The 12,558-nt window shown below is 38.1% G+C and carries 12 protein-coding genes, 1 tRNA gene and 1 pseudogene; 5 read left to right on the top strand and 9 right to left on the bottom strand.

Features of this window, described 5'->3' with window-relative positions; all coding sequences use genetic code 11:
- Positions 1–66: 66 nt before the first annotated feature.
- The 4 genes from CFPU101_RS20045 to sppA all read right to left on the bottom strand — a co-directional run bounded on the left by CFPU101_RS20045 (position 67) and on the right by sppA (position 2,565).
- Positions 67–139, bottom strand: a tRNA-Arg gene (locus tag CFPU101_RS20045).
- A gap of 49 nt (positions 140–188) precedes the next feature.
- Positions 189–1,235 (bottom strand): pentapeptide repeat-containing protein, encoded by a 1,047-nt coding sequence (locus tag CFPU101_RS20040; RefSeq protein WP_206817097.1) that lies wholly within the window; start codon positions 1,233–1,235, stop codon positions 189–191.
- Positions 1,236–1,238: 3 nt separating this feature from the next.
- Positions 1,239–1,652, bottom strand: coding sequence for a chorismate mutase (gene aroH / locus CFPU101_RS20035; RefSeq protein ID WP_374191979.1), 414 nt, complete (start codon positions 1,650–1,652; stop codon positions 1,239–1,241).
- 88 nt (positions 1,653–1,740) lie between these two features.
- On the bottom strand, positions 1,741–2,565 hold the full coding sequence (gene sppA / locus CFPU101_RS20030) for a signal peptide peptidase SppA (RefSeq protein WP_206817096.1): 825 nt from the start codon (positions 2,563–2,565) through the stop codon (positions 1,741–1,743).
- A 131-nt stretch (positions 2,566–2,696) separates the two neighbouring features.
- Between sppA and CFPU101_RS20025 the strand changes: the two genes are divergently transcribed.
- The 3 genes from CFPU101_RS20025 to CFPU101_RS20015 all read left to right on the top strand — a co-directional run bounded on the left by CFPU101_RS20025 (position 2,697) and on the right by CFPU101_RS20015 (position 6,012).
- Entirely contained in the window at positions 2,697–3,698 is a 1,002-nt protein-coding gene (locus CFPU101_RS20025; RefSeq protein WP_206817095.1) for a DMT family transporter, read from the top strand.
- A gap of 119 nt (positions 3,699–3,817) precedes the next feature.
- Positions 3,818–4,519 (top strand): 1-acyl-sn-glycerol-3-phosphate acyltransferase, encoded by a 702-nt coding sequence (locus CFPU101_RS20020; protein WP_206817094.1) that lies wholly within the window; start codon positions 3,818–3,820, stop codon positions 4,517–4,519.
- Positions 4,520–4,563: 44 nt separating this feature from the next.
- Positions 4,564–6,012 (top strand): bifunctional orotidine-5'-phosphate decarboxylase/orotate phosphoribosyltransferase, encoded by a 1,449-nt coding sequence (locus CFPU101_RS20015; RefSeq protein WP_206817093.1) that lies wholly within the window; start codon positions 4,564–4,566, stop codon positions 6,010–6,012.
- Between the two features lie 2 nt (positions 6,013–6,014).
- Here CFPU101_RS20015 and CFPU101_RS20010 read toward each other — a convergent pair whose 3' ends face one another.
- Positions 6,015–7,415, bottom strand: a complete 1,401-nt coding sequence (locus tag CFPU101_RS20010) for an ATP-binding protein (RefSeq protein ID WP_206817092.1) — start codon at positions 7,413–7,415, stop codon at positions 6,015–6,017.
- A gap of 273 nt (positions 7,416–7,688) precedes the next feature.
- Complete coding sequence (locus tag CFPU101_RS20005) at positions 7,689–7,970, bottom strand: hypothetical protein (RefSeq protein ID WP_206817091.1); 282 nt, start codon at positions 7,968–7,970, stop codon at positions 7,689–7,691.
- Between the two features lie 64 nt (positions 7,971–8,034).
- Here CFPU101_RS20005 and CFPU101_RS20000 point away from each other — a divergent pair, with 64 nt between their 5' ends.
- On the top strand, positions 8,035–8,247 hold the full coding sequence (locus tag CFPU101_RS20000; protein WP_206817090.1) for a hypothetical protein: 213 nt from the start codon (positions 8,035–8,037) through the stop codon (positions 8,245–8,247).
- Between the two features lie 100 nt (positions 8,248–8,347).
- Here the strand turns inward: CFPU101_RS20000 and pruA are convergent, their stop codons facing one another.
- Positions 8,348–11,317 carry an L-glutamate gamma-semialdehyde dehydrogenase gene (pruA, locus tag CFPU101_RS19995; RefSeq protein ID WP_206817089.1) on the bottom strand — a complete coding sequence of 990 codons (2,970 nt, stop codon included), beginning with the start codon at positions 11,315–11,317 and terminating at the stop codon, positions 8,348–8,350.
- Between the two features lie 151 nt (positions 11,318–11,468).
- Here pruA and CFPU101_RS19990 point away from each other — a divergent pair, with 151 nt between their 5' ends.
- Positions 11,469–12,044 carry a Uma2 family endonuclease gene (locus tag CFPU101_RS19990; RefSeq protein WP_206817088.1) on the top strand — a complete coding sequence of 192 codons (576 nt, stop codon included), beginning with the start codon at positions 11,469–11,471 and terminating at the stop codon, positions 12,042–12,044.
- 94 nt (positions 12,045–12,138) lie between these two features.
- Here CFPU101_RS19990 and CFPU101_RS26195 read toward each other — a convergent pair.
- A pseudogene (locus tag CFPU101_RS26195) lies at positions 12,139–12,378 on the bottom strand (DUF29 family protein).
- On the bottom strand, positions 12,356–12,558 hold a 203-nt coding region (locus CFPU101_RS26190), incomplete at its 5' end, for a DUF29 family protein (protein WP_307730465.1). The gene CFPU101_RS26190 and the pseudogene CFPU101_RS26195, both read right to left, overlap by 23 nt.

Below are 12,558 nucleotides of genomic sequence, written 5' to 3'. Positions count from 1 at the left end.
CATAGCTATTACTGGTTATGGCATTTGATATACAGTAACAAATTATTTGGTTACTGTGGAGTACAACGAGCATGGAGGGATTCGAACCCCCGACCTACAGGACCGGAACCTGGCACTCTATCCACTGAGCTACATGCCCAAATATATCGCTTATCTAGGTTAACATTTTTTTGGGTTAATATTCTAGTTTATTCTATTTGCCCGCCTCGATCTTTGATGATTGCTTGTAGATCTTCCGTTAATCCTGGGTTGTTGCCAAATTTAGCATTCTGTAAATTGGCACCACTAAAATTGGCATTACTCAAGTTTGCTTCTTCTAAATTGGCATTCTGTAAATCGGCACCAATTAGATTCGCTAAAGCTAGACTAGCTCGTTGTAATTCAGCATAACTTAAATTAGCATTCCCTAAATAAGCCCCGCTTAAATCTGCACCTTTGAGGTTAGAATAACTTAGATCCGCTTCACTGAGATCGATATCGGTTAAATTAGCACCTCTAAGATTAGTCTGATATAAATTAGCATTTCCCAGAGAAAGTCCGCTTAGTTGCGCTGCGATGAGGTTAGCCCCTGAAAAATCTTCTAATGGGTTTAAATTGGCTAATTGTGCCAATTCTATTAAATTATCGCTCTCATGATGATAGATTTGTTCGATTAAAGAGGCTAACGGTTCGGGATCGACTGGTATACTCGGATGAGTTGTCGGAACGGTTTGAGATCCTAGCTGGATAAAACTGAGATGAGGAAAACAATAGTTTTGGTGAATGTATTGAGCGATCGCACGTTCTAATACACCATGTTTATTCGGACTAATATCATGCTTCCAAAGTCCCTCAGCATCACTAACCGAAATATCTGCTAAAGTCGGAATAAAAGCAACGGTGATTTCAAAAGATTCTGAAGTTGCGGCCGCAGTTCCAATTTGAAATGAAAGTGAACCATCATTAACCGATGAAGTAATAGAAGGCATTAAAATCCAAGTAAAGTTATTGGTGTCTGCTTCTGTTACAACTGAACCATAAGGATTAGGATTTTGCAGAATCTCACAATTTTTCGAGGTAACTTTTAATTCTCCACCTTTAAGACCCCATTTAATTCGACCATCTAGAAGAGGTTGCCAATTATCTTGAAATTTAAGCGTAACATTCAGATCATAGTGTCCAGAACTGATGGGAACAAGATTCAGTTTTAATAATACCCAATCTGGATAGAGGTTATCAGATTTGAGGAGATCCATAAATTAAAAACGGTGAGATTGTATAGAAGAAGGCGTACTGATTTGCGCTAAACTCCAATCTGGTCTAAGATTTTTCGCTTTTCTTAGATAAGAGTGATACATTTCGATTTGTCGTTTGGGTGTATTAATTTGAATTAGAATACGGATACACCGTTCTAAACTGCCCTCCACGTGCATTTGTTGGACATCTAGTAGAGGAACATGATCCCAATTAGAACGTTCTCTTGCGATCGCTGCTGGAAAAATTGCATCAAGATCCTTGGTCGTAGTAAAAATGACACTAACGATGTCTTCTGGATCGAACTGGTTGTGCGCTTCGATTTCATCAAGTAATTCTGTAACTGCTTCTCGAATAGCTTCTTTACTATTACTTGTTGCTGTAGTTGCCCCCCGAATTGCCCGCACTTTCCAATTCACGATCTTAATCCTCCGACCATAACATAATGATACTAGCTTTAAGATTTTAGCCTTGAGTTTGACTAAAATCTATACGCAGATCTTCCCATTAAGGTCGATATAACCAAAGTGGTTGACCATTAGTTGCTAGTTCAAATTCTATCCAATTGAGGCCCGTCGTGATCCGTTTGTTCGATATTTGATTACGTCCTGGTATTAAACGATTTAACCAGGGTTTCGGTTCTTCAATGGTATAACATTTGGTTTTTTCGGGATTTAAGCCAACTAATTCGGCTGCCCATTTTCTCGCATCTTCTTCGGTTCCCAAACGATCCACGACTCCTAAGGTTAACGCTTGTTGTCCAGTAAAAATACGACCATCAGCAAAGCTTTTGACTTGTTCTACATCTAGTTTACGGGCTTCGGCTACGGTTCCGACGAATTGCTCATAGGTTGTATCAATCATCTCCTGTAGGATATGCTGTTCTTGCTCGGTTAATTCTCGATCAAAGGAGAGAATGTCTTTATAAGGGCCAGATTTAATGACTTTAAAAGATACACCAATTTTATCGAGTAATCGTTCTAGATTATTACCCCGTAAGATCACGCCTATACTGCCCGTAATGGTACCAGGGTTAGCCATAATATGATTGGCACCCATTCCAATATAAACGCCGCCAGAAGCCGAAATATTGCCAAAACTAGCGACAATTTTGACCTTATCTTGTAATTTTTTGAGTGCGGTATAGATTTCTTGGGAGTCGCCAACGGTTCCCCCTGGTGAATCAATTCGTAATAGTAAAGCAGGGAATTTTTTTTCTTCAACGGTTTCTAATGCTTGTAAAACGCGTTTACGGGTGTCTTGGGCGATCGCTCCATTAATTTCAATGCGAGCAATTTGTTTCGTTGTTCTGGGTTTAAACGGCCAAACCATAAATTAATGAGAGTGTTCTAAGCAATACACTTCTAGCCTAACACTTTTGTTAGGATGCGCTTTGACCCCCAGTTTCTCTACAATGCTTTACAAAAGTATACAATTTGAGAAATAAGTTATCCTCAACCTGTATGGAATCCAATCTCAAAAAACCTGAATCTATTTGGTCATCCTTGCTACTGATTTCGCCTTTTTTCCTGTGGGGTACGGCGATGGTCGCGATGAAAGGTGTTACTCTACAAACGACTCCTTTATTTATGGCGAGTGTTCGTCTGTTACCTGCTGGTATTTTAGTACTAATTGTAGCCATGTTTTTAGGTCGTTCTCAACCTAAAAGTATACGTGCTTGGCTTTGGATTAGTTTATTCGCTTTAGTCGATGGCGCGATGTTTCAAGGGTTTTTAGCTGCGGGTTTAATGCGAACAGGTGCAGGTTTAGGTTCAGTAATTATTGATTCTCAGCCTTTAGCGGTTGCTTTGATGTCAAGCTGGCTATTTAAAGAAATCATTGGTTTATGGGGTTGGTTGGGTTTGGGAATTGGCATCTTAGGAATTAGTTTAATCGGTTTACCTGATCAATGGTTTTTCGATTTATGGCAAGACCATACGTTAAATATTGTTTTCAGTTGGGAAAATTTATTAAACAGTGGTGAATGGTTAATGTTACTCGCTTCCCTATCGATGGCAGTCGGAACAATTCTCATTCGATATGTTTCTCGTCATGTTGATCCAGTTGTGGCGACGGGTTGGCATATGATTATAGGAGGACTACCGTTATTGATTGGTTCGCTTTTATGGGAAACGCAACAATGGCAACAACTTGAGCTTAATAGTTGGTTAGGATTAGCTTATTCAACCACGTTCGGTAGTGCGCTTTCTTATGGAGTCTTTTTCTATCTAGCAGCGAAAGGAAATTTAACCAGTTTAAGTTCTTTGACGTTTTTAACCCCCGTGTTTGCCTTGACGTTTGGGAATTTATTTTTGTCAGAAGTATTAAGTCCTTTACAGTGGATGGGTGTTAGTTTAACTTTAGTCAGTATTTATTTAATTAATCAACGCGATCGTATTACGCAACAACTTAAATCTTTGTTTGACAGAACGCAACTTCCTTCTTTTTTCAAAAGCGAATCCTAGATTAATCTGTAGCTCAAGAAATTCTAGCCACCTAGTAAACTGTCATGAGCAAGTATGACGAACTGTAATCATCACAGCTAGAGTAGAAGTAAGGTCAATCAGTTCTTACTTCCTAACCAATGACTCAAGTAACGTCCCCGACTTCTAACCTCATCGATAAAAAAGGCACTTCTATAGATTCTCGTGTTGCACCTTGGTTAATTCGTCTGGTTTATCCGTTGGGATGTCGGATGATTATCCCTGGCTATTTTGGTAAGATAGATGTCATTGGACGAGAAAATGTTCCTTTGACTGGCCCAGTGATTGTTGCTCCGACACATCGATCGCGTTGGGATGCTCTGATGGTTCCTTATGCAGTTGGTCGATGGGTTAGTGGTAGAGATTTGCGCTTCATGGTATCTGCTAATGAAATGAGAGGGATACAGGGATGGTTCATTCGACGTTTGGGTGGTTTTCCAGTAAATACCACTCGTCCTGGTGTTGGTAGTTTAATTCATAGTGTGGAACTCCTCTCACAAGGGGAAATGGTGGCTATTTTTCCTGAAGGGGGAATTTTTCGTGATGATAGGGTTCATCCGCTTAAACTTGGTGTAGCGCGAATTGCTCTAGAAGTTGAGAAATTGTATCCCAAGTCTGGCATAAAAATATTACCAATGAGTATCCATTACACAGAACCCTATCCTAAATGGGGGAGTGATATTCAAATTAAAATTGATACTCCTCTGAATGTAGCTGATTATAGTAGTGGAGAGATGAAAGACAATGCAGAGCAGTTAACTGATGATCTATATCTGCGTCTGAAACGGATGTATGAAGGCTGATAGTTTTGAGGTATGGTAAAATTCAAAGCAAAGATAAATTTGAAATGAATTTTTTTACCAAACTCACTACAGCTATTGAGCAAAACAAAAGTTCACTCATTGTTGCGCTTGATCCGAATCCTGAGATGATGCCTCTAGAATATCAGATAGAAGGCGATCATCATGAATTGAGTCAACAACTTTGGCAATGGTTATCTTATATTATTAATGAAACGTCTGATTTAGTTTGTGCTTATAAACCGACTCTTGGATTTTATGAAGCTCTTGGAATTAAGGGGTTAGAGTTACTTTTTCAGGTTATTCAAGCAGTTCCCCAGAATATCCCGATTATTCTCGATGCGAAACACGGTGATCTCAACACTAGCACGATTTTCGCCCGTACTGTTTTTGAAGAATGGGGAGTCGATGCAGTCACGCTTAATCCTTATGTGGGTCAAGATCATGCCGCGTCTTTTTTAGTCTACCCCGATAAAGGGACTATTATTTTGTGTCGTACCTCGAATCCTGGTGCAGTTAATTTACAAGATTATCCCACTTCAGACAATCCTTTTTACCTACAAGTCGTAAAGGAGGTTCAAACGTGGGGAACTCCAGAACAGCTATTTTTAGAAGTTGGTACAACCAATGGTGAAGTTTTAAGAAGAATTCGAGCGATCGCACCCGAACGTTATATTCTATTACGCAGTATTTGGGCAAAAAGCGGCAATCTTAAGGAAATACTCTCCGCAGGATTAAATAGTAATAGAGAAGGGTTATTAATTCCAGTTCCTCAAGATCAATTAAGCTCTAATGATTTAAGAAAAAATATTTTATCATTGCGTGATGAAGTCACAGAAGTGAAAAACTCTCTTGGAGAAACAAGTTCAAGTTGTGAGATTTGGACATCTAATGTTTGTTTATTAAATAAGCATCCCCATCAAGATTTAATCCTACAACTTTATGATCTTGGCTGTTTACTTTTTGGTGAATATGTGCAGGCTTCAGGCGCAACTTTTTCGTATTATATTGATTTAAGAAAAATTATTTCTAATCCTCAGATTTTTCAACAAGTTTTAGAAGCTTATGTAAATATTCTGAAAACCCTAGAGTTTGATCGAATTGCTGGTATTCCCTATGGTTCACTACCAACGGCTACGGGGTTATCATTGTTATTAAATCGTCCCATGATCTATCCGAGAAAAGAAGTCAAAGCGCATGGTACTCGTCGTTTAATTGAAGGACATTTTGAAGCTGGTGAAACAATTGTTGTGGTTGATGATGTTCTAATTTCAGGGAAAAGCGCGATAGAAGGAGCAGAAAAAATAGTATCTTCTGGTTTAAATGTTAAAGATATTGTGGTTTTTATTGATCACGAAGAAGGTGTTAAAGATAAACTTAAAGACAAAGGTTATAATGCTTATTCTGTAGTAGCAATTTCAGAAATAACAGAAACGCTTTATAGTGCGGGACGAATTAGTAATGAGCAATATCAATGTTTAATTAAAAATCATTAAAATTAATCTTCTAGTTCTGAAGTAACAATTGGTAAAATTACTGTAAAAGTTGTTCCTTGTTCTAACTTGCTGGAGACTAAAATATCTCCTCCACAACGTTTAAGAAGGAATTTAACAAGTGTCAAACCTAGTCCAGCACCAGCATTCGGGTCATTAACTTTACCGCGATAAAAACTATTAAAAATTTTTGGAATCTCACTAGAATCAAACCCAATTCCAGTATCGGAAACCATTAATTCTACTCGATTTGGTTTCAAAAATACTTTAACTATTATTCTTCCCCCTGCTGGAGTATATTTTAAACTATTATTTAATAAATGCTGTAAAATTTGTCTTAGCCAACTTTCAGGACAAGCAACAACAGGTAAATTTGTAGGCACCGTATACCCCATCGATATTCCTTTTTCTGCAGCTAAAGATTGATAGGTACTGACAATTCCAGGCACTAAATCCTCTAACTTTAATGTTGTTCCTAATTCACCTGTTGATTGATCAAAAGCGACTAATTCTAATAAACCTGTGACGACTAAAGATTGTCGATCGCATTCTTTTTGCAACAAATCTAAATATTTTTGTCGATGTTCTTTTTTAGCCTGTCTTGAATTGAGGAGAAGTAAAGCGGTTTTCATATTAGTCAAAGGCAGACTAATTTCTTGAGATAGATTTTTTAAAACCTCGCTTTTAAATTGAATTGATTCTAGTAATTGTTTAATTGTTTGATTCGATTGATTAATTAAATCCTCATCATTTTGCATCCTTTCAATTTGTTGAATTTGTTGTAATAACAAACTATTGACCAGCTTTGAAGTTATGTTATTAGGTAAAGAAAAAGGTAAACTATTACTGGTTAAAAGCTCTTCTGGAGTTGTATCAGTAACAGTAATCGACTGTTTGATCGTCTCTATAACACTTTCAATTAAAGCATGATCGAAACAGTAAATTAATTTCCAGTCCGTTTTTTGATGAGAATGATTAGCATGATTATACATCTGTTCAGTTTGTGGATGAGCTAACAGCAAGCAACAAAATTGAGAAGAAAGAATAATCAGATAAGATTCTTGTTTAAGCTGTGAACTAGGTTCTAGGACTAAAGGAGTAATAGAGGTGCGAGAATGAGAATCAAGAGAAAAATCAAAAGTAGTCACAAACTCTTCTAGTTTTTTTAAATGAGTCGTGCAGTAGTAAATTTGAGTAGCCTTTCCTTGTTTATAATATCGTTCTAATTCATCTAACCAAGGTGATTTAAACCAAACAGTAGCAGGTAGTTGCTGTTCTATGAGAAAATTAATTAAAGCCTTAATCACACCTTTAAAAGTAGTATTACTAACAGTCAAAGGTGGCGGAGGCGGATTAAATTTTTGAGTTAGTTGATAAAGAGATGCGTCTGCTGAAGATGGATTCATTAATTTTATAGTTTGCTTTAATAAACCAGATTAACTGATGTTTTTAAACATTAAAGCAAAAATTATCATTTTTTTAAATAAATTAATCTATTTCTTGAGGGAGCCAGAAATTAAAAATTCATCAAAATAGCCAGATTTATTAGTTTTTGGAGTTTATTCAAATTATTTGACCCTTTCTAAGTATTTCTTTATCAAATAGGTATTATTGATTTATATGAATTACAGAACACCAAACTTTGCTTAAGGATAATTGTACGCTCTCAGACTGCATACTTAATTTGAGCCATTCGCTCTAAACCTTGTAATTCCCGTTTCTACGGTCAATACATCATCTTCATCAACACGAGCCTTATTCATTCTATCTTTAAGTGGTTGACCTTCTTTGACGATCATCATCGGTACACCATCAATAATCTTTTCAATAACTGGCGATCGTTGTTTCCAAAGTGATAAACCGATATCGATACTCATTAAAGTTATAATAACCAAAAAGCCATTTGTGAGGGAATAATCATTACGGATCAACGCATTCTGAGTTGCCTCACTAATGATCACGAGTAAAATAACATGAAGCTGTTAGAGCAACAATTGAAGAAATAAAAAGAGATTTTGGTCTATCATGAGCAATCAACCTCAAATTCCTGATAAAGCAACAATTGATCGCCATGTTGCGACGATGCGAGAATTAATCAAGCGGATGGACAAACATATTGCTGATCTAGACTATATCAATGCTCGTTTAGAAGAAGATTTTAACAATAGTGTTTACGGTCAGTATTGTAAACGAAGAGAAGAACGTCTAGCAGCACAAAAACAGGCTACTTTGGAATAATTCAAATACCGTCACTGCTTTCTAATAAAAATGGTGTCGGTTTTCATATTAATCAAAAATCTTTTAAAAGGTGGGATTTAAACCCACCCTTCATACTGATCTAATCTACTCCTTCAATGGGTGCAAACCCTTGTCGCTGGATGTTTTCGCTAATATGACGCGGTTCTAGGAATTGTAATAAATAATCTGGGCCTCCTGCTTTAGAACCGACACCCGATAGCTTGAAACCGCCAAAGGGCTGACGAGAGACGATCGCCCCTGTAATTCCTCGATTAATATATAAGTTACCGACTTCAAATTCTGCGTTTGCGCGTTCGATGTGTTCTGGAGTACGGGAATACAAACCCCCAGTTAAAGCATAGTCGGTTCCGTTTGCCACCTGTAATGCTTCATCAAAGTTTTTCACTCTGATGACTGCAACTACAGGGCCAAAGATTTCTTCTTGAGCGATCGTTGCATTGGGTGATACATTTTTAAAGATGGTTGGCCCGACAAAATAGCCGTTTTCTGGGGCTTCCTGTTCGAGAGCGATTTCTGATTCTGTTTTCCCAAGAGCGATATACTCCTTAATACGGGCTTGGGCGGTGGCATCAATGACGGGGCCAACTTGGATACTAGGTAGATCTGTTGGGCCAATATTTAATGATTTTGTAGCTTCGACAAATCTTTCAACAAAGGCGTCATAAACAGGATCGAGTACAATCACTCTTGAACAAGCTGAACATTTTTGACCACTATAACCGAATGCAGAATACACAACACCCGCAACCGCTTGATCTAAGTCGGCACTTTCATCGATGATGATGGCATTTTTTCCGCCCATCTCTGCAATGACTCGTTTGAGGTGTTTTTGTCCAGGTTGTAGAATGGCTGCATCTGCATAGATGCGACATCCTACTTCACGAGAGCCTGTAAAAGCAATCAAATGTACGTCTGGATGTTTCACCATATAGGCCCCGACTTCTGAGCCTTTCCCTGGAACGAACTGAAAGACACCTTTAGGGATACCTGCATCGACTAAAATTTCAGTGATCTTAGCAGCAATAACGGAGGAGGTTTCGGCAGGTTTTAGGAGAGTACAATTTCCTGTGACTAGGGCGGCGACTGTCATTCCAACTGCGATCGCAAACGGAAAATTCCACGGCGAAATGACTAAGGCAATACCACGCGGTTGATAGATGTAACGGTTGGTTTCACCTGCGACATCTAATATATGTCCTTGATCTAATCTTTCCATTTCATCGGCATAATAGCGACAAAAATCGATCGCTTCTGATACTTCTGCGTCTGCTTGTTGGATCACTTTACCGACTTCTAAACAGATCCAAGCGTTTAATTCATGTCGCCGTCTTTCCATGATTTCGGCTGCTTTGCGTAAGATACCCGCCCTTACTCTGACTGGGGTCTTTTTCCACCCTTGAAAGGCTTCTTTAGCTGCTTTCAAGGCTATTTCTGCTTGTTCAATCGAAAGTAAGCCAAGTTTTCCGATCAGTTCACTGGGGTTAGATGGGTTCACTGAATCTACAGTTTGGCTAGTATTTATGTACTCTCCATTAATCAGAGGTAGATAGGTTTTACCGAGTTCACCGCGAACTTGTACTAATGCTTTTTCGGCTTGATTTCTGAGATCTGAATTAGCATAATCGGTATCTGGCGCATTGGGAAAGCCATTAGATATCAGTTGGGAAGCATTGCCGACTTTTGGCGGTGCAATCAGTTCATCTACGGGTCTTTCTTCGAGATTTTGTCGTAAGAAAGAACTATTCGCGGTATTTTCCAACAAACGACGTATTAGATACGCCATTCCAGGTAAGAGATCCCCATACGGTGAATAAACTCTTACTCGATGTCCCCGTTTGACTAATGCTTTGGCGAGTTGATCACCCATTCCATACAAAACCTGCATCTCGAAACGACGACGAGGAATATTCAGGGTTTCTGCGATCGCACAAGCTAGAGACTGAGATCTAACGTTATGACTGCCGATCGCTGCATATAAATATTGATGATTTTCTAAGAGTAACCGCGTCATCCGTTCAAAATTTAGATCAGTTTCGGCTTTATCGTTATAAACGGGTTGTGGCCAATGATTTTGTAGCGATTTAATCGTTTCTTGATCCCAGTATGCTCCTTTGACTAGACGAATAGTGATCGGATAGCCTCGTTTTTTTGCCCATTCGATCCAGTTTTTTAGGTCTTGTTCTGAGTCTTTGAGATAAGCTTGCAGGGTGACACCAAGATTAGTACGTGTGCGAAATTCTTCTTCGAGTAATAATTCTTGTAAGATGCTGATGGTGAGATCTTTGTATTTGTATTGTTCCATATCAAAGTGTACCGCCGCCCCTAATTCTTCAGCCCGACGTAATAAGATACGGATGCGATCGCAAACTTTGGCTTTACTTCCTTCTGGATCGAATGAATCGAACTGAGAATAAAAGGCAGTTAACTTGACAGAAACTTGAATTTGTGGTAATGATTCTCCATCTGCTTCGTCGATTTCGGGAACTTTTGACCATCTTTTCGCTTGTTGACTTAGATGTTGCATGAGATCTAGGTAAGCTTGTAGATAGTCTTTTGCTTCAGTTTCGGTAATGACTGCTTCCCCAAGTAAGTCAATGGTGAAGGCCATTTTTTCTTTGCGGAGACGTTCAACGGTTTTAGTGATTTGCCCAATATCTTCACCTGCGATATATTTGAGGGCTAGAGTTTCAACTGCTTTACTAATCGTTGTTGCAGCCAGTTGCGCGGGAGGTGTATTAGGATCAGTAAAGTTGAGAACACCTTTTAAAGCTGAGGGAAGTTCTACAGATTCATCTCCTAAATATTGTTGCAGATGATTGGCAATTTCTCCCTTACTCCGTAATGCGGGTAAACAGTCGATGAAGCGAAACATCTGCACCCGTAAGTTAGGATTACTCATCGTCCAGGCTAATAGTTTATCATCCCAGCGCATTTGGTCTTGTAGTTGCGCCCACAAGGATCGTTTTTGACGAGTTTCGGCTAAAAGTTGTTTGGCGATTTCTTGAGTTTTTGCTTCATAAGTTTGGTTAGAATCTATTTGTATAACCACAGCGATCGTTTCTCCCTTTCCTTTAAAATAATTCTGCTAATGTTGCGCTTGTTGATGATGCCCCAGATCTACCATTTTAAACCATTTGGCGGGGTATTATTGGGAGGAAAAGGGAGCGATCGTTATTCTTGAAATCAGAGAATAAATACTTATGACTTACTTTACATTAGACTTAGATTCGATTGAATTAAGCGATGAACAATTTTTCCAACTCTGTGCCAATAATAAAGATTATCGATTTGAACGCAATGCGAAAGGAGATTTAATTATTATGCCACCCACTGGAGGTGAAACGGGTTCTAAAAATGCAGGATTAACAGCACAGTTATGGATATGGACAAATGAAGACGGAACAGGTATATCTTTCGATTCTTCTACTTGTTTTAAACTTCCCAACGGTGCAAATCGTTCACCTGATGCGTCTTGGATACCTCTAGAGAAATGGAATACTTTAACCACTGAAGAAAAACAGAAATTTTCTCCGATTTGTCCAGATTTTGTCATTGAATTACGTTCTAAAACTGATTCAATAAAAGACCTACAAAAAAAGATGCTTGAATATATAGCTAATGGTACTCGTTTGGGATGGTTAATCGATCCTTTAACTAAAAAAGTCGAGATTTATCGTACTGGAAAAGAAGTAGAAGTTTTAGATTGTCCGATGACTCTATCAGGTGAAGATGTGTTACCTAACTTTACTTTAAATCTGAGCAAAATTTGGTCATAGATTATATGTTTAGTTTGAGAAAAAATCAGGATTGATTGTTTCTTCTAGCGTAAAAGGAGAGCATTCTGGGAAAACGTTTAAAGGCAAACCTGTTTCAAATGCAGCGTTCACGACGTGCTTTTAGGTAAACAGTATCATAAATCTCGTGATAATATCGTTTTAGACTAGGACTATCTCGAAAAGTATTTTCGATTCGTTGTCAATGTTCTTCAATAAAAGCTAACCAGCTATTCGTCCGTCTTTGAGGTTGATATTTATATTTGAGTAAATGGAGAAGTAAAATTTTTAGATTGCTCTCTAAACTATTTTTCTCACTTCTCCCCCATACTTTCAATTTCTTCTAAAAGATTTTTAAAATCAATCTGCTCTAAATCACCCTCTTTAATTTGTTTAGCTGTTGTTTCTAGCCAAAGATAAAAATCTTGATGATATAATTCTCCAAGACGAACTTTAATTGTTTCCGTATTCATTAAAATTTCTAGTGATTGTCTTAGCAGTGATCTAATACATATGA

It is taken from the genome of Chroococcus sp. FPU101 (genome assembly GCF_017312365.1).
Lineage (GTDB): Bacteria > Cyanobacteriota > Cyanobacteriia > Cyanobacteriales > Microcystaceae > Chroococcus.
This window is presented reverse-complemented; position numbering and strand designations above follow the sequence as displayed.

What these genes read in the sequence shown, in the direction of transcription:
- CFPU101_RS20040 (WP_206817097.1), bottom strand. Translation starts at nt 1,235, where the DNA reads ATGGATCTCCTCAAATCTGATAACCTCTATCCAGATTGGGTATTATTA.
- sppA (WP_206817096.1), bottom strand. Translation starts at nt 2,565, where the DNA reads ATGGTTTGGCCGTTTAAACCCAGAACAACGAAACAAATTGCTCGCATT.
- CFPU101_RS20025 (WP_206817095.1), top strand. Translation starts at nt 2,697, where the DNA reads ATGGAATCCAATCTCAAAAAACCTGAATCTATTTGGTCATCCTTGCTA.
- CFPU101_RS20020 (WP_206817094.1), top strand. Translation starts at nt 3,818, where the DNA reads ATGACTCAAGTAACGTCCCCGACTTCTAACCTCATCGATAAAAAAGGC.
- CFPU101_RS20015 (WP_206817093.1), top strand. Translation starts at nt 4,564, where the DNA reads ATGAATTTTTTTACCAAACTCACTACAGCTATTGAGCAAAACAAAAGT.
- CFPU101_RS20010 (WP_206817092.1), bottom strand. Translation starts at nt 7,415, where the DNA reads ATGAATCCATCTTCAGCAGACGCATCTCTTTATCAACTAACTCAAAAA.
- CFPU101_RS20000 (WP_206817090.1), top strand. Translation starts at nt 8,035, where the DNA reads ATGAGCAATCAACCTCAAATTCCTGATAAAGCAACAATTGATCGCCAT.
- CFPU101_RS19990 (WP_206817088.1), top strand. Translation starts at nt 11,469, where the DNA reads ATGACTTACTTTACATTAGACTTAGATTCGATTGAATTAAGCGATGAA.